The organism is Burkholderia sp. BCC1977 (genome assembly GCF_905339595.1).
Classification (GTDB): domain Bacteria; phylum Pseudomonadota; class Gammaproteobacteria; order Burkholderiales; family Burkholderiaceae; genus Burkholderia.
The window spans coordinates 221,710-243,073 of sequence record NZ_CAJPGQ010000003.1 but is presented as its reverse complement, the minus strand read 5'-3'; the positions used below and the strand labels follow the sequence as shown (position 1 = coordinate 243,073).

General features: G+C 67.9%; 15 protein-coding genes and 1 pseudogene. 5 read left to right on the top strand and 11 right to left on the bottom strand.

Going from position 1 to position 21,364, the window contains the following annotated elements; all coding sequences use genetic code 11:
- The first annotated feature begins 3 nt into the window (after window positions 1-3).
- On the top strand, window positions 4-1,977 hold the full coding sequence (gene shc, locus U5771_RS04795) for a squalene--hopene cyclase (RefSeq protein ID WP_322022910.1): 1,974 nt from the start codon (window positions 4-6) through the stop codon (window positions 1,975-1,977).
- A 3-nt stretch (window positions 1,978-1,980) separates the two neighbouring features.
- Entirely contained in the window at window positions 1,981-2,688 is a 708-nt protein-coding gene (locus tag U5771_RS04790) for a phosphorylase (RefSeq protein ID WP_322022909.1), read from the top strand.
- 120 nt (window positions 2,689-2,808) lie between these two features.
- Here U5771_RS04790 and U5771_RS04785 read toward each other — a convergent pair whose 3' ends face one another.
- Together U5771_RS04785 and U5771_RS04780 are read right to left on the bottom strand one after the other, a co-directional pair.
- The gene (locus U5771_RS04785) at window positions 2,809-3,840 is read right to left on the bottom strand and encodes a VacJ family lipoprotein (RefSeq protein WP_322022908.1); all 1,032 of its coding nucleotides are present in this window, start codon (window positions 3,838-3,840) and stop codon (window positions 2,809-2,811) included.
- Window positions 3,833-6,466 carry an MMPL family transporter gene (locus U5771_RS04780; protein ID WP_322022907.1) on the bottom strand — a complete coding sequence of 878 codons (2,634 nt, stop codon included), beginning with the start codon at window positions 6,464-6,466 and terminating at the stop codon, window positions 3,833-3,835. Before U5771_RS04780 ends, U5771_RS04785 begins: the two co-directional genes overlap by 8 nt.
- 327 nt (window positions 6,467-6,793) lie before the next feature.
- On the opposite strand from U5771_RS04780, the gene U5771_RS04775 reads away from it, so the two are divergent.
- The gene (locus U5771_RS04775) at window positions 6,794-7,390 is read left to right on the top strand and encodes an ABC transporter substrate-binding protein (protein ID WP_322022906.1); all 597 of its coding nucleotides are present in this window, start codon (window positions 6,794-6,796) and stop codon (window positions 7,388-7,390) included.
- 119 nt (window positions 7,391-7,509) lie between these two features.
- On the opposite strand, the gene U5771_RS04770 is transcribed toward U5771_RS04775, so the two are convergent.
- From U5771_RS04770 to glcD, 8 genes are all read right to left on the bottom strand, one after another.
- A complete protein-coding gene (locus tag U5771_RS04770; protein ID WP_322022905.1) occupies window positions 7,510-8,154 on the bottom strand; it encodes a response regulator transcription factor in 645 nt (214 codons plus the stop codon).
- Between the two features lie 33 nt (window positions 8,155-8,187).
- Entirely contained in the window at window positions 8,188-9,567 is a 1,380-nt protein-coding gene (locus U5771_RS04765; protein WP_322022904.1) for a cache domain-containing protein, read from the bottom strand.
- 129 nt (window positions 9,568-9,696) lie between these two features.
- The gene (locus tag U5771_RS04760; RefSeq protein WP_322022903.1) at window positions 9,697-11,259 is read right to left on the bottom strand and encodes a sensor domain-containing diguanylate cyclase; all 1,563 of its coding nucleotides are present in this window, start codon (window positions 11,257-11,259) and stop codon (window positions 9,697-9,699) included.
- A 546-nt stretch (window positions 11,260-11,805) separates the two neighbouring features.
- Window positions 11,806-13,980 carry a malate synthase G gene (locus U5771_RS04755; protein ID WP_322022902.1) on the bottom strand — a complete coding sequence of 725 codons (2,175 nt, stop codon included), beginning with the start codon at window positions 13,978-13,980 and terminating at the stop codon, window positions 11,806-11,808.
- A 36-nt stretch (window positions 13,981-14,016) separates the two neighbouring features.
- Entirely contained in the window at window positions 14,017-14,421 is a 405-nt protein-coding gene (locus U5771_RS04750) for a GlcG/HbpS family heme-binding protein (protein ID WP_322022901.1), read from the bottom strand.
- A 22-nt stretch (window positions 14,422-14,443) separates the two neighbouring features.
- A complete protein-coding gene (gene glcF / locus U5771_RS04745; RefSeq protein WP_322022900.1) occupies window positions 14,444-15,664 on the bottom strand; it encodes a glycolate oxidase subunit GlcF in 1,221 nt (406 codons plus the stop codon).
- Between the two features lie 20 nt (window positions 15,665-15,684).
- Window positions 15,685-16,767, bottom strand: coding sequence for a glycolate oxidase subunit GlcE (glcE, locus tag U5771_RS04740; RefSeq protein ID WP_322022899.1), 1,083 nt, complete (start codon window positions 16,765-16,767; stop codon window positions 15,685-15,687).
- Complete coding sequence (glcD, locus tag U5771_RS04735; RefSeq protein WP_322022898.1) at window positions 16,767-18,266, bottom strand: glycolate oxidase subunit GlcD; 1,500 nt, start codon at window positions 18,264-18,266, stop codon at window positions 16,767-16,769. Before glcD ends, glcE begins: the two co-directional genes overlap by 1 nt.
- Before the next feature lie 233 nt (window positions 18,267-18,499).
- Here glcD and glcC point away from each other — a divergent pair, with 233 nt between their 5' ends.
- Together glcC and U5771_RS04725 are read left to right on the top strand one after the other, a co-directional pair.
- Window positions 18,500-19,270 (top strand): transcriptional regulator GlcC, encoded by a 771-nt coding sequence (gene glcC, locus U5771_RS04730; protein ID WP_322022897.1) that lies wholly within the window; start codon window positions 18,500-18,502, stop codon window positions 19,268-19,270.
- 250 nt (window positions 19,271-19,520) lie between these two features.
- Window positions 19,521-19,946: pseudogene (locus U5771_RS04725) on the top strand (DUF6306 domain-containing protein); the annotation flags it as partial.
- A gap of 77 nt (window positions 19,947-20,023) precedes the next feature.
- Here the strand turns inward: U5771_RS04725 and U5771_RS04720 are convergent.
- Window positions 20,024-21,109, bottom strand: a complete 1,086-nt coding sequence (locus tag U5771_RS04720; RefSeq protein WP_322022896.1) for an MrcB family domain-containing protein — start codon at window positions 21,107-21,109, stop codon at window positions 20,024-20,026.
- Window positions 21,110-21,364 lie beyond the last annotated feature (255 nt).

Below are 21,364 nucleotides of genomic sequence, written 5' to 3'. Positions count from 1 at the left end.
CCGATGAACGATCTCACCGATATGGCTACCCTGTCCGCCGGCACCGCGCCGGCCGGGCTCGACGCGGCCGTCGCCAGCGCGACCGACGCGCTGCTGGCCGCGCAGAACGCGGACGGACACTGGGTCTACGAACTCGAGGCCGATTCGACGATTCCCGCCGAATACGTGCTGCTGGTCCACTATCTCGGCGAGACGCCGAACCTCGAGCTCGAACAGAAGATCGGCCGCTATCTGCGCCGTATCCAGCAGGCCGACGGCGGCTGGCCGCTGTTCACCGACGGCGCGCCGAACATCAGCGCGAGCGTGAAGGCGTATTTCGCGCTGAAGGTGATCGGCGACGACGAGAACGCCGAGCACATGCAGCGCGCGCGCCGTGCGATCCACGCGATGGGCGGCGCCGAGATGTCGAACGTGTTCACGCGCATCCAGCTCGCGCTGTACGGTGCGATTCCGTGGCGCGCGGTGCCGATGATGCCGGTCGAGATCATGCTGCTGCCGCAGTGGTTCCCGTTCCACCTGTCGAAGGTGTCGTACTGGGCGCGGACCGTGATCGTGCCGTTGCTGGTGCTGAACGCGAAGCGCCCGATCGCGAAGAACCCGCGCGGCGTGCGCATCGACGAGCTGTTCATCGACCCGCCCGTCAACGCCGGCCTGCTGCCGCGCCAGGGCCACCAGAGCCCCGGCTGGTTCGCGTTCTTCCGCGTCGTCGACGATGCGCTGCGCGCGGTCGACGGCCTGTTCCCGAACTACACGCGCGAACGCGCGATCCGCCAGGCCGTGTCGTTCGTCGACGAGCGCCTGAACGGCGAGGACGGCCTCGGCGCGATCTATCCGGCGATGGCCAACGCGGTGATGATGTACGACGTGCTCGGCTATGCGGAAGATCATCCGAATCGCGCGATCGCGCGCAAGGCGCTCGAGAAACTGCTCGTCGTGCAGGAAGACGAAGCGTATTGCCAGCCGTGCCTGTCGCCGGTGTGGGACACGTCGCTCGCCGCGCACGCGCTGCTCGAAACCGGTGACGCGCGTGCCGAGGAAGCCGTGCTGCGCGGCCTCGACTGGCTGCGCCCGCTGCAGATCCTCGACGTGCGCGGCGACTGGATATCGCGCCGCCCGAACGTGCGGCCGGGCGGCTGGGCGTTCCAGTACGCGAACGCGCACTATCCGGACGTCGACGACACGGCCGTGGTCGTGATGGCGATGGATCGTGCGCAGAAGCTCAAGCAGACGGACACGTATCGCGAATCGATGGCGCGCGCGCGCGAATGGGTCGTCGGCATGCAGAGCAGCGACGGCGGCTGGGGCGCGTTCGAACCGGAAAACACGCAGTACTACCTGAACAACATCCCGTTCTCGGATCACGGCGCGCTGCTCGATCCGCCGACGTCCGACGTGTCGGGCCGCTGCCTGTCGATGCTGTCGCAGCTCGGCGAGAGTGCGTTGAACAGCGAGCCGGCCCGTCGCGCGCTCGACTACATGCTGAAGGAACAGGAACCGGACGGCAGCTGGTATGGCCGCTGGGGGATGAACTACGTGTACGGCACGTGGACGGCCCTGTCCTCGCTGAACGCGGCCGGCTTGACGCCGGACGATCCGCGCGTGAAGCGCGGCGCGCAGTGGCTGCTGTCGATCCAGAACAAGGACGGCGGCTGGGGCGAGGACGGCGACAGCTACAAGCTCAACTACCGCGGCTTCGAGCAGGCGCCGAGCACGGCGTCGCAGACGGCCTGGGCGCTGCTCGGCCTGATGGCGGCCGGCGAGGTGAACAACCCGGCCGTTGCACGCGGCGTCGACTACCTGATCGCGCAGCAGAACGCAGAAGGCCTGTGGGACGAGACGCGCTTCACGGCGACCGGCTTCCCGCGCGTGTTCTACCTGCGCTATCACGGCTATCGCAAGTTCTTCCCGCTGTGGGCGCTCGCGCGCTATCGCAACCTGAAGCGCGCCAACGCGACGCGCGTGACGGTCGGGATGTAACGCGTGGCGCCGACGCAGCACCACGACACGTTGCCCGTCATCGCCGTCACGGGGATGGCGTTCGAGGCACGCATCGCGCGCGGTCAGGGCGTCGAGACCGTGTTCGCCGCGCGGGCCGACCGCCTCGAGCGCGCGCTGGCCGAGGCGACCGCGCGCGGTTGCGCGGGCATCGTGAGCTTCGGCACGGCGGGCGGCCTTGCGTCCGATCTCGCGCCCGGCGCGCTCGTGATCGCGGACGCGATCGACGGACCGTTCGGCCGCGTGCAGACCGATCCGGCCTGGAGCGCACGCCTCGTCGCCGCGCTGCACGACACGCCGGTGTGGGCGCGCGTCACGCGCGGCACGATGGCGGCGGTCGGCGCGCCGGTGGTCAGCGAACAGGAAAAGACGTCGCTGCATCGCGCGAAGGGCGCGCTCGCCGTCGACATGGAATCGCATATCGCCGCGGCCTTCGCGGCATCGCGCGGCGTGCCGTTCGCGGTGTGCCGCGCGATCGTCGACCCGGCGTGGCGCACGCTGCCGCGCGCGGCGACGGCCGGCCTGCGCGATGACGGCAGCACCGCCATCCTGCCGATCCTGCGTGAACTGCTGAAGCAGCCGTCGCAGCTCGGCCCGCTGCTGCAGGTCGCGGGCGACGCACGCGCGGCGCGCACGACGCTGATCCAGGCGCGGCACGCATTCGAGCGTGCGGGCGCGATGCGGATCGTCTGAGCGGCGTTCGCCGCGTTTCGCTTCTCCTCTCCCCTTTCCTTTTTTCGTTTCGCGTACGCGCAAAAAAAGAGCGCTGCATGATGCAGCGCTCCTGGCGTTTCCAGCGGGCCCGGTGTCGCGTTACTGCGCGGCCGGACTGCTCGCCGGCACGGTCGGCATCGCCGGCGCGATTGGCGCGCCGTTGGCGGCCGGCGCTGTCGTCGTCCCGGCCGACGCAGCATCCGGTGCGGCAGCCGACGCAGCGACCGGTGCCGCAGCAGGCGCACTCGCCGGCATCGCATTAGCCGCACCCGGATCGTCGTACTGCGGCAACCCCGGCGCGGCCGGCGCGTTGTTCGGCGCCGTGCCCGACGCGCCGCCCGACTCGCCCGGATCCTCGTAGTTCGGCAGGCCGCCCGGCATGGTCGGCGTAGCCGCCGGCACCGCACCGGCTTCACCCGGCTCCGCGTAGTTCGGCGCCGTGGCCGATGCCGACTCGCCGTGATACGTCAGCGACTTGCGCTGTTGCAGATACGCATCGCGGACGAACGAGTACGGATCGAGCGCCGCCTGCTTCAGCAGGTCGGTCGCGCCGAGCAGGTCCGAACGCGCGCTGATGAACTGCGCGATGTACATCGGATTGCGCGCGGCCGGCTCGATGTAGTTGAGCAGGTTGAAGCGGACGTCCACCGCGCGGCCGACGCCGTCGCGGATCGTGCTCGGCCCGAACACCGGCAGCACGAGGTACGGGCCGGACGGCATGCCCCAGCGCGCCATCGTCAGCCCGAAATCCTGGTGGTGCTTCGGCAGGCCGGCCGGCGTCGCGATGTCGATCAGGCCGCCGACGCCGAACACCGAGTTCATCGCCACGCGCATCAGATCCTGCGTCGCATCGGTGATGCGCAGCTGCAACAGGTTGTTCGCCATGTTGCCGAGATCGCCGAGGTTCGAGAAGAAGTTGCTGATCGCGGTACGCACCGGTGTGGGCGTGATCTTCTGGTAACCCTTCGCGATCGGCACGGCGATGTTCGTGTCGACCGTGTCGTTGAACTTGTACATCGCCCGGTTCATCGGCTCGAGCGGGTCGTTGGGGTTGCGGTTCGGGCCCGTCGCGCAGCCGCTCAGCACTGCGCTGGCAGCGACGGTCGCCGCAATGATTCGCACCTTATTCATTGTTTCCTTGCATTTGGTTCTTGGCGCGTTTGACGCGCGGTTTGCCCATCAGGACGGGCTGAAACACCACGGCGCCGATCAGGGTGCAGGTCAACGCCAGCGCGAGCAGCTTGCCCATGCTCGACGTGCCCGGATGATGCGACAGCCACAGGCTGCCGAAGGCGGTTGCGGTCGTCGCGGCGCTGAACAGCACCGCGTGCGTGAGGCTCGAATGCAGCAGGCCCGTCTGGCCCGCGCGCCACGCCATCACGAAGTACACCTTGAACGCGACGCCGACGCCGAGCATCAGCGGCAGCGCGATGATGTTCGCGAAGTTCAGCGACATGCCGAGCACGACGCACATCTCGAGCGTCACGAGGCCCGACACGAGCAGCGGCACCAGCGTGCGCAGCACGTCGCCGAAGCGGCGCAGCGTGATCCACAGCAGGATCGTGATCGAGAGGATCGACCACAGCGCCGCGTGCAGGAACGCGTCGATGATCGTGTCGGCCGAATGCAGGATCGAGATCGGGCCGCCGGTCGCGCCGGGTTCCGCCGCCTTCACCGTCTTCGCGAAGCGGCGCAGCATCGTGTCGTCGTTCGGGTCGACGCCCTTCGGCACCTTCGGCGAAATCTGCACGAGCGCGTGGCCGTCCGGCGCGATCCAGTCGCGCACGAGCTGCGGCGGCAGCGATGCGCGCGTGACGTCCTGCGGCTGCAGCAGCGTCGCGAGCTGGTTGAGCGCGATGCGCAGCGTGTCGGAGAACGCGCGTTCGGCGCGGTCGCGCGTCGCGCTGTCGGCGGCGGCGAGCTTCGCGAGCGATGCCGACAGGTGCTGCGCGGCGGCGGCACCCGGGCCCGGGTGATCTTCCGCCGCGTAGCCGAGCAGGTCCGACACGCGCTTGAGCGCGGCGACGCGCTGCGCATCGGTCGCGGCCGGCGCGGCCGGCTGCGTCAACGCGGGCAGCAGGTCGCTCGCGGCCGCGGCGATCGCCGCGCGCTTGGCCGGCTGGTCGGCCGGGACGAAGGTCGTGAGCGTCGTCGTGCGGCCGACTTCCGGCAGCGCGTCGAGGCGCTTCGCGGCCGCGTCGGCCTCGGCGAGCGACGGCGCGAGCAGCGTGACGTCGTTGACGGCCGCTTCGGGCGAATCCTTCAGCGCGAGCAGCGTGGCCATCGATTCGCTGTTCGGATCCTTCAGGTGCAGCGGGTTGAAGTCGAAGTGCAGGAACGCAAGCAGCGGCAGCGCGCCGATCACGACCGCGAGCGTGCCGATCAGGATCGGCTTGCGATGGCGATCGAGGAAGTCGTCAACCGGTGCGAGCCACGGAAAGCCCGGCGTCTTCGATTCGCCCGGCGGCGCGAACAGGCGCAGCAATGCGGGCAACAGCGTGAGCGTGGTCAGCAGCGCGACGAACATTCCGACGCCCGCGATCAGGCCGAGCTCGGACACGCCGCGATAGGCCGTGGGGATGAACGAGAAGAAGCTCGCCGCGACCGCCGCGGTGGCGAGCGCGAGCGGCATGCCCATCGAGTGCGCGGCGCCGATCAGCGCGTGATCGATGCGCGGATCGCGGAAGCGTTCCTCGCGGTATTTCACGCCGTACTGGATCGAGAAGTCGACGCCGAGGCCGACGAACAGCACCATGAACGCGACCGAGATCATGTTCAGCGAACCGACCATCGCAAGGCCGAGCGCGGCCGTCACGACGAGGCCGACGAACAGCGTGACGAGCACCGAGCCGATCATCCGCTTCGAGCGCAGCGCGAGCCACAGGATGACGAGCACGGCGAGCAGCGTGAGCGCGCCGTTGAGCGCCGCGCCGTCTTCCACCGATGCGAATTCGTCGTCGGCGAGCGGCTGTTCGCCGGTCAGGCGCACGACCGCGCCGTAGCGTTGCTCGAGGCCGAGCGCTTTCGCGGTGTCGCGGATCACCTGGGTCGTTTCGGCACCGGCCTTCAGCGCGCCGTAGTCGACGACCGGCTGCACCGTGACGAACGCGCGTGCCGGTTGGCGCGCGGCATCGCTGTCGACCAGCCCGCGCCACGAGAACGCGGCCGGCTTGCCGGCCAGTACGTCGTCGACCGTCGCGGCGCTGCGCGCGAGCAGCTTCGCCATCGCGGGCAGTTTCACCTGGCCGGTCAGGAGCGGCTGGCCGAGCGTGGTGGACAGCGTGGTCGCGAGCCCGGTCAGGCTCGGGTTCTTCGCGAGTTCATTGACGAGCGGGCGCGCGCTCGCGAGCTGCGACGTCGTATCCGACACTTCCTGCGGCGACAGGAACAGCAGCCCGTTGTGCTCGAAGAACGGGCCGCCGCCGGGTTCGGCGACCTGGCCGATGCGGCCGGCGTCGGCCTGCTTCTGCAGGGCTTCGGTGAGCGCGTGCGCGGCGGCCGTCGCGAATTCGGGGGCCGGCGCCTCGACCACCGCGAGGATCGTGCCGTTGCGTTGCGGGAAGGCCTTGTCGACGGCCTGGCCGAGCGCGGCCCACTGCGGTTCCGCGTCGACGAGCTTGCTGATGTCCGTGTTGATCTTGAAATGCTGCGCGACGTAGACGCCGCTGAAGACGGCGATGACGAGCGACAGCACGACGACCCAGACGGGGCGGCGCACCGACCATGCGACGAGTCGGACGATGAGAGAAGTCACCATGTGGCGGTGGGAAGGGGCTGGCAAGGACAAGGCAACGAGTATACCGGCGCAACGTGGCGTCGGTCGTGACGTTGGCGCGTAAAGGGGCGGGAAGGATATTTTCGCCACAGCGCACGAATCGGCGCGAAGGGTTCGGGAATTTGTATGGGGATATTTACATAATCGTCCGAAATCGGGTTGCGGCGGCCTCTGTGACAAAAGGGGCTCAAAGGTAACAGTCGGTCACCGCGCGGCAGGCCAGCTTCCGGACCGTTATACTTCGACCCACCGGCCGATGCGCTCGATGCCATCCGCCGGCCGTTTTTTTCACCGAGTGCGAATATCCGTATGAAACGTCATCTGTTTGCTTTCGTCGCGGCGGCCGCCGTGTCGGTTTCCGCTTTCGCGCAGAGCGCGCCGGTCGACATCGTCCGCAATGCGGTCGAAGGTACCGTCAACGCGATGAAGGCCGATCCGGGTGCGCGCGGCGGCGACATGACGAAAGTCACGCAAGTCGTCGAGCAGCGCTTCCTGCCCGCGACAAACTTCGAGCGCACGACCCGCATCGCGGTCGGCGATGCCTGGAAGCAGGCGACGCCGCAACAGCAGCAGGAGCTGTACAAGCAGTTCAAGCTGCTGATGACCCGCACCTATGCCGCGTCGCTCGCGCAGCTCGGCGGCCAGGACGCGAAGTTCTCGTTCAAGGCCGGCGGCGCGTCGGGTGCCGATGCGCTGGTGCAGTCGACGGTCACGACGCCGGGCGACAGCCAGTCGGTCGGCTACCGGCTCGGCAAGGTCGGCAACGACTGGAAGATCTACGACATCGACATGTCGGGCGCGTGGCTGATCCAGGTCTACCAGGGCCAGTTCAAGGGCCAGCTCGCGTCGGGCGGCATCGACGGCCTGATCGCATATCTGCAGAAGCACAACTCGCGGACGAACTGATCGCCGCTGCGCGGTCCGTTGTTCGGCATGCGTGACGGGCGCCCTCGGGCGCCCTTTTTGTTTCGCGCTCGCGGCGGCGGCGTCATGTCCGGATTGACGCAGCACCGGTGTCGGAGGCCCTACCGCCGCCGATGCTCGACCGCGAACTTGATCAGCTCCGCCTGCCCTTCGATCTCGAGCTTGCGCTTCAGATTGAGCCGATGCGTTTCCACCGTGCGTACCGACAGCCCCGTCTGCTGCGCGATCTGCTTGCTCGACAGCCCCTCGGCCAGCGCGTCGAGGATGTCGCGCTCGCGCGGCGTCAACCGGTCGAGCGGCGACGCGGCCGCGCTCGCCTGGATCATCCGCGCGGCGAGCCCTTCGCTGAAGAACGTCTGCCCGGTGAGCACCGCGCCGATCGCGCGCATGATCTCGCTCGCGGGCGAATCCTTCAGCAGATAGCCGCTCGCGCCGGCGCGCACGGCCTGCGTCACGTATTCGATGTTGTCGTGCATCGACAGCATCAGCACGCGAATCCCCGGGAAGCGCTCGTGGAACACGCCGGCGAGCGTGATGCCGTTCATCCCGTTCATGCCGACGTCCATCAGCGCGAGATCGGGCTCGAGCGACGCGGCGAGCGCGAGCGCCTCGTCCGCGTTGCCGGCTTCGCCGACCACGGACAGGTCGGCTGCCTCGAGCCGCATCCGCAGGCCGTCGCGCACCAGCGGGTGATCGTCGACGAGCAGCAGTCGGGCGGCGGGCCGGGCGGTGTCGGGGGCACTCATGGGCAAAGGTCTCCGGTTATGGGGGGCACGCCGTCAGGCGGCGCGCAGCGGCACGCGCGCGGCCACGACGGTGTGGCCGACCTGCGACGTGATCGTCAGCGTGCCGCCGAGCGCGTCGAGGCGCTCGCGCATGTTGCGCAGCCCGATGCCGCGGCGCGCATCGGTCTGCGAACGCTCGGCATCGAAGCCGCAGCCGTTGTCGGCGATGGTCAGCGTGACGGCATGCGCGCCGACGTCGAGCGTGACGGCCGCGCGCGACGCCTGTGCATGATGCACGATGTTGCTGAGCGCCTCCTGCGCGATCCGGAACAGCGCCGTATTGACCGCTGCGGGCAGCGGCCGCGCGCCGCTGTGCGCGACCTGCGTATAGCCGATGTCGATGCCGCTTTCCGCGCCGAGCTCGCGCACGAGCTGCTCGAGCGCGGCCGCGAGGCCGAGATCGTCGAGCATCGCCGGGCGCAGCGCGTGCGAGATGCGGCGCACTTCGCGCAGCGTGTCGCCGAGCCGCCCGACGCCCGACGCCAGCGCCTGCTCGGCTTCGGGCATGCGCGCGGCGCCGCGCTCGAAACGCGCGAGCGCGGATTCGAGCATCAGCTTCGCGGACACCATCATCTGGCTGATCCCGTCATGCAGCTCGCGCGACAGCCGCTCGCGCTCCTGCTCCTGCGATTCGACGACACGCTGCGCGAGCTGCTTGAGCTTCGCGTCGGCGCTGCGCGACTCGCTGACGTTCAGCACCAGCGCGCAGACGGCGATCGCCGCCGCGCCGGTCAGCGCGATCGCGGTGAGCCAGCTCATCGTGCGCTCGATGTTCGCGGACGCGCGCGCGTCGATGCGCTGCAGCGCGGTGTCGACGTCGTCGAGATAGATGCCGGTGCCGACCATCCAGCCCCAGCGTTCGAGCGCGACGACGTAGCCGAGCTTCGGCGCGGGCTTGCCGGTCGACGGCCGCTGCCACGTGTAGCGCACGTAGCCGCCGCCGTGCGACGCGGCGCCGATCAGCTGCTGGATCGTCAGCGCACCCTGCGGGTCGCGCATCGACCAGTAGTTGTGGCCGACGCGCTCGGGCTCGCGCGGGTGCATCAGCGCATTGCCGTGCAGGTCGTACACGAAGAAATAGCCGTCGGGGCCGAAATCCATCTTCTGCAGCATCGCGAGCGCCTGCGTGCGCAGCATCCCGTCGTCGCGCGCATTGCGGCCGCTCGCGTCGTACAGCGGCATGATCGCGCTCGTCGCGAGTTCGACGTAATGCTTCAGCTCGACTTCCTTGCTCGACAGGTAGGCGGCCTGGATCGTCGCGTGCTGCGTGCGCGCGAGCGACGTCGCCTGCTGGCGCACGCCGAAGCCGATGCCGGCGATCGCGAGCAGGAACGGCACGATGGCCAGAAGGAAGATCTTTGCCTTGAGTCTCATGGTGGTGTGAAGCGGGCGCGGGCCGGCGGGCGCGTGTGTCGCGCGGCGGCGCGGCGAGCCGACATTGTCGGCGATTTCGCCCGCGGGCGGCGGTGCGGCGATGCGGCGGCCGGACGGCCGTCGCGCAGGTCACGCGCGCCGCGGCGTGCGATCGACCGACGGGGCCGTCTGCACGAAGACCTGGTTGCGCCCGCGTTCCTTCGCGCGGTACAACGCGTCGTCGGCGAGCTTCAGCGCGGCCTGGATGCTGTCGTCGCGATCCGGATAGCAGGTCGTCACGCCGATGCTCGCGGTCAGGCGGTCGGACGAGGCCGTGTCGTGCCGGATGCCGAGATCGAGGATGCCGGTGCGGATCGCTTCGGCGATCGTCACGGCGCCGTGCGTGTCGACGTCCGGCAGCACGACGACGAACTCCTCGCCGCCGTAGCGGGCCGCATAGTCGGCCGGACGCCGCAGGCACCCGGCGATGCAGCGGCCGACCGCGGCGAGCGCGTCGTCGCCGGCCTGGTGGCCTTGCGTGTCGTTGTAGCGCTTGAAGTGATCGACATCGACGAACAGCAGCGACAGCGTGTGCTGCGAGCGCGCCGCGCGGCGCCATTCGCGCGCGAGCGTGACGTCGAGCATCCGGCGGTTGTCGAGGCCGGTGAGGCCGTCGGTGCGCGCGAGCGCCTGCAGTTCGGTTTCCGCGCGGTGACGCTTGCGCAGTTGCACGTCGAGCAGCAGCGACAGGCCGACGAAGCCGAGCGCGAGCAAGGCCATCGCCGAGCCGATCGGGATCGCGCGGTCGTACCACGCGGCGTAGGTGTCGGCTTCCGAGCGCGCGACCATGATGATCAGCGGGAGATTCTCGAGGTGCCGGAACACGTACAGGCGCCGCACGCCGTCGATCGACGCGGTGTCGGCGAAGCTGCCCTCGTTCGCGGTCATGAACTGCCGGAACGTGCTGGCGCGGCTGATGTCGCGGCCGACGATCTTCGGATCGTACGGTTGGCGCGCGACCATCCGGCCGTTGGTCTTGATCAGCGCGACGGAGCCGCGATCGCCGAGCGCGAGGCGCGAGAACAGGTTCTGGAAATATTCGAGCCGGATCGACATCACGGCGACGCCGCCGAACGACCCGTCGGGTCGCGTGATCCGTCGGCTGAGCGCGATGCTCGGGGAGCCGCCGCGCAGCCGCGAATGGTACGGGTCGCTGACGTACAGGCCGACGTCCGGATGGTCGCGATGCACGGTGAAGTACGATTCGTTGCTGAAATTCGCCTGGCGCGGCACGTCGCTCATGCCGTCGACCGCGATGTCGCCGTTCGCATCGAGCACGTAGATGCCGCCAAGGTACTTGGCCGTCGTCGCGCGATCGAACAGCACCTGGCGGCGCAGCGCCATGGGCAGCCGGACGACGTCGGGCTCGTTCACGCCATCGACGACCGCCTGCAGCGACAGCGCATAGATCTCGATGTTGCGCTCGATGTCCCACGATGCCATCAGCGCGATGTTCTGCTGGGTGGTGCGCGCGCGATCGCGTGCGTCGATACGGCCTTCGTACAGCACGATGCCGCACAGCAGCAAAAGGAGCAGTGCGATCAGCAGCCCTGAATAGAAGATCAGGTGCGGCAGCAGGAACCGGCGCAATTGAGCGGCGACGCGGCCCGTCAGGCCGGATTCGCTGGGCATTGCGTAGTCGGTTTCTGCCATGGTCCGTGGATCGATGGGCATCGCCGCCGGGCGGCGGGCCGATGCGATTGTTCGTATGATTTGCCGGCAGCTATCCGGTTTGCGTCCCCTGTGCGCATGCCGTCCGCCCGACCGGGAAAACGGGTGCCGATTATCGCTGCTTGCGGCCGGATAAACCGCAATATCACCCATTCACCGGCAAGATTTGCCGCGATTCGATGATCCGACGAATCGGGCGGCGCGGATTGGTCCGAGTATAACGCGCGCATTCGTATACGCGGAAAATGTTGCGGACCGTTGATCCGGATCAAATTGTCGTCGTAGCCGACCTTGCCAGTCGCGGGCAGAACGTTGCAGCGCAAGGCGCTGTGCCAGGAGCGGGAGCGGCGCGCATTTCACCGTCGCCGATTTACATGCTTTGACGGCAGGCGCACCCGGAACCTGAAGTCATGCGATACGGATCGATTATCCGTTTTCAGCGTCCGCATGAATTCGCAGATGAAAACGGGCGGCCGTGATGGCCGCCCGTTTCATGAAACCGCATGCGGGAAAGCCCGCATGCGAACGCTACGCGCCGTGCTGTTGCGCCTTGTACGCGAGCCGGAACCGATGCAGCAGCGGCTCGGTATAACCGCTCGGCTGCGACGTGCCCTGCAGCGCCAGCGCGCACGCGGCCTTGAACGCGGTCGACTGGTCGTAGCCGGGCGCCATCGGGCGATAGTTCGGGTCGCCGGCGTTCTGCTGGTCGACGACGCGCGCCATCCGCTTGAACACGTCGAGCACGAACGCCTCGGTGATCACGCCGTGGCGCAGCCAGTTCGCGATGTGCTGGCTCGAGATGCGCAGCGTCGCGCGGTCTTCCATCAGGCCGACGTCGTGGATGTCCGGCACCTTCGAGCAGCCGACGCCCTGTTCGACCCAGCGCACGACGTAGCCGAGAATGCCCTGCGCGTTGTTCTCGACCTCGCTCAGGATCTCGGCCTCGCTCCACCCGGCGCGCTCGACGACCGGCACGGTCAGCAGACCTTCGAGCAGCGCGTCGCGCTCGCTCGCGTACGGCGTCTTCTCGAGTTCCTGCTGGACGGCCTGCACGTCGACGAGGTGGTAGTGCAGCGCGTGCAGCGTCGCGGCGGTCGGCGACGGCACCCACGCGGTGTTCGCGCCGGCGCGCGGATGCGCGATCTTCTGCTCGAGCATCGCGTGCATCAGGTCCGGCATCGCCCACATGCCCTTGCCGATCTGGGCGCGGCCGCGCAGGCCGGCCGACAGGCCCGCGAGCACGTTGTTGCGCTCGTACGACTGGATCCACGCCGACGACTTCATGTCGCCCTTGCGGATCATCGGGCCCGCTTCCATCGCGGTGTGCATCTCGTCGCCGGTGCGGTCGAGGAAGCCGGTGTTGATGAACGCGACGCGCGCGGCGGCCGCCGCGATACAGGCCGCGAGGTTCACGCTGGTGCGGCGCTCCTCGTCCATGATGCCCATCTTCAGCGTGTTGCGCGGCAGGCCGTACAGGTCCTCGATGCGCGCGAACAGCGTGTCGGCGAACGCGACTTCGACCGGGCCGTGCATCTTCGGCTTCACGATGTAGATCGAGCCGGTGCGCGAGTTGCGCTTCGCCTTCAGGTCGTGCAGCGAGCACAGCGTCGTGACGACGCCGTCGAGGATGCCTTCCGGAATCTCGTTGCCGTCACGGTCGAGCACCGCGCCATTGGTCATCAGGTGGCCGACGTTGCGCACGAACAGCAGCGAGCGGCCATGCAGCGACAGCGTGCCGCCGGCCGGCGTCGTGTAGTCGCGATCGGCATTCAGGCGGCGCGTGAAGGTCTTGCCGCCCTTCGCGACTTCCTCGACCAGCGTGCCCTGCATCAGGCCGAGCCAGTTGCGGTAGAGCTGGACCTTGTCGTCGGCGTCGACCGCCGCGACCGAATCCTCGCAGTCGATGATCGTGCTGACCGCGGCTTCGAGCACGACGTCCTTCACGTTCGCGAGATCGGCGCGGCCGATGGGGGTCGACGCGTCGATCTGGATCTCGAGGTGCAGGCCGTTGTGCTTCAGCAGGATCGCGGACGGGGCATCCGCCGCGCCCTGGTAGCCGACGAACTGCGCCGGCTGCGCGAGGTGCACGACGCCCTTGCCGGTTTCGACGGCGAGCTGGCCGTCCTGCACGCGGTAGCGCAGCGCGTCGCGGTGCGAGCCGCTCGCGAGCGGCGCCGCGTTGTCGAGCACGTCGCGCGCGTAGTCGATCACGCGCTGGCCGCGCGTCGGGTTGTAGGCCGTGGTGCGTTCGGCGCCGCCGTCCTCGGGCAGCGCATCGGTGCCGTACAGCGCGTCGTACAGGCTGCCCCAGCGTGCGTTCGCGGCGTTCAGCGCATAGCGCGCGTTCGACAGCGGCACGACGAGCTGCGGGCCGGCCTGCGTCGCGATCTCGCTGTCGACGTTCGCGGTGGCTGCCGCGACGTTCGACGGGACCGGCACGAGGTAGCCGATTTGTTCGAGGAACGCGCGATACGCGGCATGGTCGCGCACCGGGCCGGGGTGCGCGCGATGCCACGTGTCGAGTTCCTGCTGCAGGCGGTCGCGTTCCGCGAGCAGTTCGCGGTTGCGCGGCGCGAGGTCGTGCACCAGGGCCGAGAAACCGTTCCAGAACGCGGCCTTGTCGATACCGGTGCCCGGCAGTGCTTCGTTTTCAATGAACTGGCTCAGCGCTGGCGCGACTTGCAGTCCTGCTTGGTCGATCATCGTGATTCCTCCCGGGGAATGAAAAACGCGCGCGGATCAGGCCGCGACGCTTTGTGTGCCGGCGCGGGCGATCTGCGCATCCTGTTCGGACTTTACGCCAGACACACCGATCGCGCCCGCAATGCGGCCGTCCACCGTGACCGGCACGCCGCCTTCGAGCAACCCCGTCAGCGGCACGCTCAGAAACGCCGTGCGGCCACCGTTGATCATATCCTCATACGCCTTCGTCTCGCGACGGCCGAGCGCCGCCGCGCGCGCCTTGTCCTGCGCGATGTAGGCGCTGGCCGCCGACGCGCCGTCGAGGCGCGCGAACGCGAGCAGGTGGCCGCCGTCGTCGACGATGGCGATCGACACGGCCCAGCCGTGACGCTCGGCTTCCGCGCGGGCGGCGGCGAGCATGCGTTCGACGTCGGCGAGTTCGAGTTCGGGTTTCGCTTTCATGGGGTTCCTCCGGAATCAGCGGTCAGTTGACGAGTCGGTTGTCGACGAGCTCGATCCAGTGGCGCACGGACGTACGGCCCGCGCCGTTCAGGTGAGTCTGGCAGCCGATGTTGGCCGTGACAATCAGGTCCGGCCGTGCGGCTTCGAGCGCGTCGAGCTTGTGGTCGCGCAATTGGGTGGCGAGTTCGGGCTGCGTCAGCGAATAGGTGCCGGCCGAGCCGCAGCACAGGTGGCCGTCCGCGACATTCGTCAGATCGAAGCCGAGCCGCGTCAGGATGCTTTCCACCGCGCCGCCGAGCCGCTGCGCGTGCTGCAGCGTGCATGGGCAGTGGACCGCGACGCGGCGTGGCGTCGATGCGGCCAGCGCGTCGAGCGGCTCGGCCGCGATCACTTCGGCGAGGTCGCGCGCGAGCGCGCTCACGCGCCGCGCCTTGTCCGCATAGACGGGGTCGGCGCGCAGCAGGTCGCCGTATTCCTTCACGAACGCGCCGCAGCCGCTCGCCGTCAGCACGATCGCTTCCGCGCCCGCCTCGATCGCCGGCCACCACGCATCGATGTTGCGGCGTGCGCGCGCGAGCCCGGCATCCTGCGCGTTCAGGTGATATTCGGTCGCGCCGCAGCAGCCGGCTTCGCGCGCGGGCGTCACGCCGATGCCGAGCCGGTCGAGCACCCGTGCGGCGGCCGCGTTGGTGTTCGGCGACAGCGAAGGCTGCACGCAGCCTTCCAGCATCAGCACGCGCCGGGCATGGCGCACGGGCGGGCGCGGCGTGGCGGCGGGCACGGCGGCCGGGATCTTGTCCTGCAACGTGCCGGGCAGCAACGGGCGCAGCGCGCGGCCGGCCTTCAGCAGCGCGGCGAAGGTCGCCGGACGCGGCACGACGTGACGCAGGCCCGCGCGCAACAGGCGCTCGCGCGCCGGACGCCGCGCGCGCTTCTCGGCTTCCGCGCGGCCGATGTCGAGCAGCGTGTGATAACGCACGCCGGACGGGCAGGTCGTCTCGCAGTTGCGGCAGCTCAGGCAGCGGTCGAGATGCTGCTGCGTGCGCTCGCCGCACGGCTCGCCTTCGAGCATCTGCTTGATCAGGTAGATGCGCCCGCGCGGCCCGTCGAGCTCGTTGCCGAGCACCTGGTAGGTCGGGCAGGTCGCATTGCAGAAGCCGCAGTGCACGCATGCGCGCAGGATCGCTTCCGCTTCGTCGGCCCGGTCGAGGGCCTGGCTGGCTTCGCTGAGATTGGTTTGCATCGGCGGTTCGAAGGTTGGCGTCAGACGTCCGCGTACAGGCGGCCGGGATTGAAAATTGCATGCGGATCGAGCTGCGCCTTCAGTTGCCGATGCACGCGCAGCAGCGCGGGCGGCAGCGGCTGGAACGGCTCGGGCGTGGTGCCGGGCGTGAAGCAGGTCGCGTGGCCGCCCCACTGCGCGGCGAAGCGCTGCACGTCGGCCGGTGCGGCGTCGGTTTTCAGCCAGCGCTGCGCGCCGCCCCAGTCGACGCGTTGCGCGCCGGCCAGCGCATCGAGCGGCGCGGCGGCCGGCACCGATACGCGCCACAGCGGGCGCGGATCGTCGAAGAACGGCAGCGACAGGTCGCGCAGCCGCGCCCAGAACCCGTCGTCGCGATCGTCCATCCGCTCGCCGCCGATCATGGCGCGCGCGGCCTTCACCGAGCCCTCGCCGCCTTCGAGCCGCACGCGCAGCACGCCGTCCGCGTGGCAGGCGCCCGCGAGCGGCAGCCCCGCGCGACGCCATCCGGCGACGCGCTGCACGGCGTCTTCCGCAGTGAGCGGCAACGCGAGATCGCCGGTCGCGCGCGGCTTCGGCAGCACCTTCAGCGACACCTCGGTCACGACGCCGAGGCAGCCGAAGCTGCCCGCGAGCAGCCGCGACACGTCGTAGCCCGCGACGTTCTTCATTACCTCGCCGCCGAAGCGCAGGTGTTTCGCGTGGCCGGTGATCACGCGGCAGCCGAGCACGAAGTCGCGCACCGCGCCGGCCCACGGGCGGCGCGGCCCGGACAGCGCCGCCGCGAACATGCCGCCGACCGTCGCCGTGCCGCCGAACGTGGGCGGCTCGCACGGCAGCATCTGGCCGGCCGCGTCGAGCATCGCTTCCAGTTCGGCGAGCGGCGTGCCCGCGCGCGCGGTGATGACGAGCTCGGTCGGGTCGTACGCGACGATGCCGCGGTGCGTGCGCACGTCGAGCGTGCGGCCTTCCACCGCGCGGCCGACGAACGCCTTCGTGCCCGCGCCGCGGATGTGCAGCGGCTGGCGATCGTGGATCGCGGCGTCGACCTGCGCGACGAGCGCCGCGCTGTCGTCGATCGATTCGATTTCGCGTTCGCGTCGCATCAGAAACGCTCCAGTTCGGGAAACGGCAGCTTGCCGTGATGGACGTGCATCGCGCCGAACTCGGCGCAGCGGTGCAGCGTCGGGATGTTCTTGCCGGGATTGAGCAGGCGCCGCGGATCGAATGCGGCCTTCACCGCGTGGAAGAACGTGATTTCGTCGGCGTTGAACTGCACGCACATCTGGTTGATCTTCTCGCGTCCGACGCCGTGTTCGCCGGTGATGCTCCCGCCCACCGCGACGCACAGCTCGAGGATCTTGCCGCCGAGCGCTTCCGCGCGGTCGAGCTCACCGGGACGGTTCGCGTCGAACAGGATCAGCGGATGCATGTTGCCGTCGCCCGCATGGAACACGTTCGCGACCGGCAGTGCGTATTCGGCCGACAGCGCGGCGATCCCTTCGAGCACGCGCGGCAGCGCGCGGCGCGGGATCGTGCCGTCCATGCAGTAGTAGTCGGGCGACATGCGGCCGACCGCCGGGAACGCGTTCTTGCGGCCGGCCCAGAAGCGCTGCCGCTCCGCTTCGTCGCGCGCGACGCGGATCTCCGACGCGCCGGCGTCGCGAAGCAGCGCGGCGACGCGTTCGGCGTCTTCCTCGACATCGGTCGCCGCGCCGTCGAGTTCGCACAGCAGGATCGCCTGCGCGTCGACCGGGTAGCCGGCGTGGATGAAGTCCTCGGCCGCGCGGATCGCGAGGTTGTCCATCATCTCGAGCCCGCCGGGGATCACGCCCGCGCCGATGATCCGTGCGACCGCCGCACCGGCTTCGGCCACGTCGTCGAAGCTCGCCATCAGCACCGTCACGCTCGGCGGTTTGGGCAGCAGTTTCACGGTTACTTCGGTGACGATGCCGAGCATCCCCTCGGAGCCGGTGAACAGCGCGAGCAGGTCGAGGCCGGGCGCATCGAGTGCATCGGCGCCGAGCGTCAGCGTGTCGCCGTCGATCGTCAGGATCTCGACCTTCAGGATGTTGTGCACCGTCAGCCCGTATTTGAGGCAGTGCACGCCGCCCGCGTTTTCGGCGACGTTGCCGCCGATCGAGCATGCGATCTGCGACGACGGATCGGGCGCGTAGTAGAGGCCGCAGGGTGCCGCGGCCTGCGAGATCGCGAGGTTGCGCACGCCGGGCTGCACGCGCGCGATGCCGGCATCGGCGTCGATGTCGAGAATCCGGTTGAACTTCGACATCACGAGCAGGATGCCCTTTTCGAGCGGCATCGCGCCGCCCGACAGCCCGGTGCCCGCGCCGCGCGCGACGACCGGCACGCCGTGCGCGGCCGCGACGCGCAGCACCGCGCGCACCTGCTCGACCGTGTCGGGCAGCACGACCGCGAGCGGCACCGTGCGGTACGCGGCGAGGCCGTCGCATTCGAACGGCTTCAGCGCCTCGCGCTCGTGCAGCACGTCGAGGCCGGGCGCCGCCGCGTCGAGCGCGGCGACGAGCGTGTCGCGGTCGACGGTCGCCAGCGGGCCGTCGATCCGTTCGTCGTAGGTGAAACTCATCGTGTGTCTCCGTCTCCACCATTTCCACCATGCAGGCGCCCGCGGGATGCGCGGAGCGCCGGATGGACGGCATTCTTGGCCGGTGGCCGGGTGTGTGTCCAGACGTCGCCGATGTGGTCATACCAGTTTTTCTCGACGTGCCTTTGAGGTGGGGTTGGATGTGGCGTAAAAACCAATCAGCACAAGGGTTTGTGCGAAAATCGGCGATATTCGTCCAAAGTGGTCATACCAGTATGGAAATGCAGGATCGACAAGGGCCGGCGCGCAATGTCGCCGATGTCGTCGCCGAGCGGATCGAGCAACTGATCGTCGACGGCGTGCTGAAGGCCGGGCAGGCGCTGCCGTCCGAGCGGCGGCTCACCGAGAAGCTCGGCGTGTCGCGCACGGCCGTGCGTGAAGGGATGAAGCTGCTGCGTGCGCGCGGGATCATCGACACGACGCACGGCAAGGGCTCGTTCGTCGCGAGCCTGACCCCGCAGCGCGAAGTCTCGCCGATGATGCATCTGCTCGGCTCGCAGCCGCGCACGCTGTACGACCTGTTCGAAGTGCGCGGGATGCTCGAGACCGAAGCCGCGCGGCTCGCCGCGCTGCGCGGCACGCCCGCCGATTTCATCCTGATCAAGCGCCGCTACGAGGAAATGACGGCGGCCGATGCGCAGGATCTCGATCCGGCCGCGCGCGCGAAGCTCGATCACGCGTTTCATCTCGCGATCTGCGAGGCGTCGCACAATCCGGTGCTTGTCAACACACTGCAGTCGCTGACCGATCTGCTGCTCAGTTCCGTGTTCGCGTCGGTGAACAACCTCTATCACCGCGAGCCGCTGAAGAAGCAGATCGACCGCCAGCACGCGCGGCTCTACAACGCGGTGACCGGGCGGCTGCCCGACCAGGCGCGCAAAGCCGCGAGCGAGCATATCCGGCAGTGTGTCGAGTATCTGCGCGAGATCGAGCAGGAGGAGCAGCGGCTCGTGCGGTCGACGTTGCGGCTCGAAGGGTGGACTTGAGCAGGCGCCGGTGCGTTCGTGCCATGACATCAATCAAGCGAAGTGCGTTGACGATGCGGTTTGAATGGCTGTTGCATCATAATGTGATGTATTTGGTGCGGGGCACGCTCTAATTTGCGCGTTCGTGCAACACGCACCGTGTACCGTTGCACGTATTACGCCATCGATCCTGACAGGAGGATGCTGCATGTCGATTCCGACGCATGGCGACGGGCCTGACGCCCGCGCCGACCTGACTCCGCATGAAGACCGCGCCGTGTTGTTGGCGATGCTCGACGAGCTGCTGGAGGCCGAGCGTGCAGGCGCGCGTGTCGCTTCCGAAATAGCAGTCGAGGTGAGCGACGATCCCGAACTGCATCGGCTGATCGCCCATATTCGCCAGGAAGAGGCGCACTGGTGCAGCGTGCTCGTCGACGCGATCCGGTCGCTCGATGCGGTACCGACGCACGCGACCGGCGCGTTCTACGAGAAGGCAATGGCGATCGACGATCTGGCGGAGCGGATGGCGTTTCTGAACCGCGGACAGCGGTGGGTCGTGCGCAAGTTGCAGGCACTGCTGCCCACGCTCACGGACCCGGATATGCATCACGCGCTGTCGTTGATGCTGGTCGCGCATGAGAAGAATATCGGGGCGGTGGATGTGCGGTTGAGGGAGAAGGGGGCGGGGAGCGCTTAGGGAGAGCGGACGGGGAGCGCTCTTTTAGGAATGTGTATCGCATGGATGCGTGCGGCCACGAGCGATCAGTCAGTAAGTTACACGGGGCGGCGTACTTGAAAGGCGATGGATTCAAGCGTCCATTGGTCAATGTCCCATTGCATCAGGGCCTCCACTACTCCGCCGGAGGCGCTCGGCGCAGCGCCACTTCGGTTGAGCCGAATTCGAGAAACGATCAGAAGTCCCGTTGTACCTTTTTCTCGCCTATGGAGTTCGACTTCGTTTCGGGTCATCAGAATCGAGTCGCATAGTTCGCTGGTCGTCCCCTTGACTTCAATCTTCAATGCTTGGCCGTCTCGCCGAGCCAGAATGTCAAACGGTTCAACGGCGGATGTGTCATCGCAAACGAAGCCCTCGGATTGAAGAAATTGGGTTGCTAAAAGCATTGCACGCAGTTCGACGGCCTTTCGTTCGGATGCCGTGAGTCCAATACCTTGGGCACGCGTTCGCTGGCGTAGCGGTTTTACGATTGTCGCTAGATCACGAGCGTCTTGGTCACCGGGCGCTACGTCTCGTTGATCGAGTTGCGCAAGATAAATCGCGGAGAGCCTTTCGGCGGCAGCAAAGAGCAGTCCGTTCAAATCGTAGGAATCGATGCTTGCAACAGGTATGCGTCGGGCCACTGCCGTTGCTTTTTCAAATGTCCTGGGAAGAGGCGCTCGTGCTCCAAGAGCGATAGCGTCCGCAAATGGCGCCAGCGTTTCCCAACGCTGTTCAATAACGGCGCGTGCCCACGACGTCTTTGCTTTCAGCTCGACATCAGATATTGGTCGAAGATCGCCGCCGTTCCAAACCGTACTGCCGCAACCCACAGTGAAAAAACAAGCCGACCCATCAGCGGAAAAGTGGATGACGACATAGAAACCCTCGCGCGGGGTCGGAGACATTGCTTTTGAGTAGAGGCGAACCCATGGCGCTTCAGTTTTTCTGCCGATGCCGTCGGAACCATCCACGGCCAAATCATCGAACAGCGGATCGAACGCTCGACTCAGATCGGGAAGTTGGTTACGTAGCTCTTGCGTCAGATCGGAGCGAATAAGATTGCCGCGCTCCTGCATTTCCAGTGTATTCGATGAAGAATACATTGGCTGAAGTTCGCAAATTCGTTTTATGATCGTTTTCAATCGAATCCCTTGGCTTGTGGGGCCAGCGGAGAACCGCTCTTTGCACTCATGTGAGCGACGTCGTTTTAAACGACTGTTACATTTTCCTCCGCACGCTCGACGTCCAATTTCGCACCAGCTTACTACAGTGCTTCATACGATTCCTGTATTGTGCGAAAGTCAGCCATTTTTTAAATACAGAACAACTACGTATTAGGGGCAGGCGTCCAAGGTGAACTAACCCCACTCGTACGAGTGAACCGGTGCGCTGCCGGC

What these genes read in the sequence shown, in the direction of transcription:
- U5771_RS04770 (WP_322022905.1), bottom strand. Translation starts at nt 8,154, where the DNA reads ATGAGTGCCCCCGACACCGCCCGGCCCGCCGCCCGACTGCTGCTCGTC.
- shc (WP_322022910.1), top strand. Translation starts at nt 4, where the DNA reads ATGAACGATCTCACCGATATGGCTACCCTGTCCGCCGGCACCGCGCCG.
- U5771_RS04775 (WP_322022906.1), top strand. Translation starts at nt 6,794, where the DNA reads ATGAAACGTCATCTGTTTGCTTTCGTCGCGGCGGCCGCCGTGTCGGTT.
- U5771_RS04750 (WP_322022901.1), bottom strand. Translation starts at nt 14,421, where the DNA reads ATGAAAGCGAAACCCGAACTCGAACTCGCCGACGTCGAACGCATGCTC.
- glcF (WP_322022900.1), bottom strand. Translation starts at nt 15,664, where the DNA reads ATGCAAACCAATCTCAGCGAAGCCAGCCAGGCCCTCGACCGGGCCGAC.
- glcC (WP_322022897.1), top strand. Translation starts at nt 18,500, where the DNA reads ATGGAAATGCAGGATCGACAAGGGCCGGCGCGCAATGTCGCCGATGTC.
- U5771_RS04780 (WP_322022907.1), bottom strand. Translation starts at nt 6,466, where the DNA reads ATGGTGACTTCTCTCATCGTCCGACTCGTCGCATGGTCGGTGCGCCGC.
- U5771_RS04765 (WP_322022904.1), bottom strand. Translation starts at nt 9,567, where the DNA reads ATGAGACTCAAGGCAAAGATCTTCCTTCTGGCCATCGTGCCGTTCCTG.
- U5771_RS04755 (WP_322022902.1), bottom strand. Translation starts at nt 13,980, where the DNA reads ATGATCGACCAAGCAGGACTGCAAGTCGCGCCAGCGCTGAGCCAGTTC.
- glcD (WP_322022898.1), bottom strand. Translation starts at nt 18,266, where the DNA reads ATGAGTTTCACCTACGACGAACGGATCGACGGCCCGCTGGCGACCGTC.
- U5771_RS04785 (WP_322022908.1), bottom strand. Translation starts at nt 3,840, where the DNA reads ATGAATAAGGTGCGAATCATTGCGGCGACCGTCGCTGCCAGCGCAGTG.
- glcE (WP_322022899.1), bottom strand. Translation starts at nt 16,767, where the DNA reads ATGCGACGCGAACGCGAAATCGAATCGATCGACGACAGCGCGGCGCTC.
- U5771_RS04760 (WP_322022903.1), bottom strand. Translation starts at nt 11,259, where the DNA reads ATGGCAGAAACCGACTACGCAATGCCCAGCGAATCCGGCCTGACGGGC.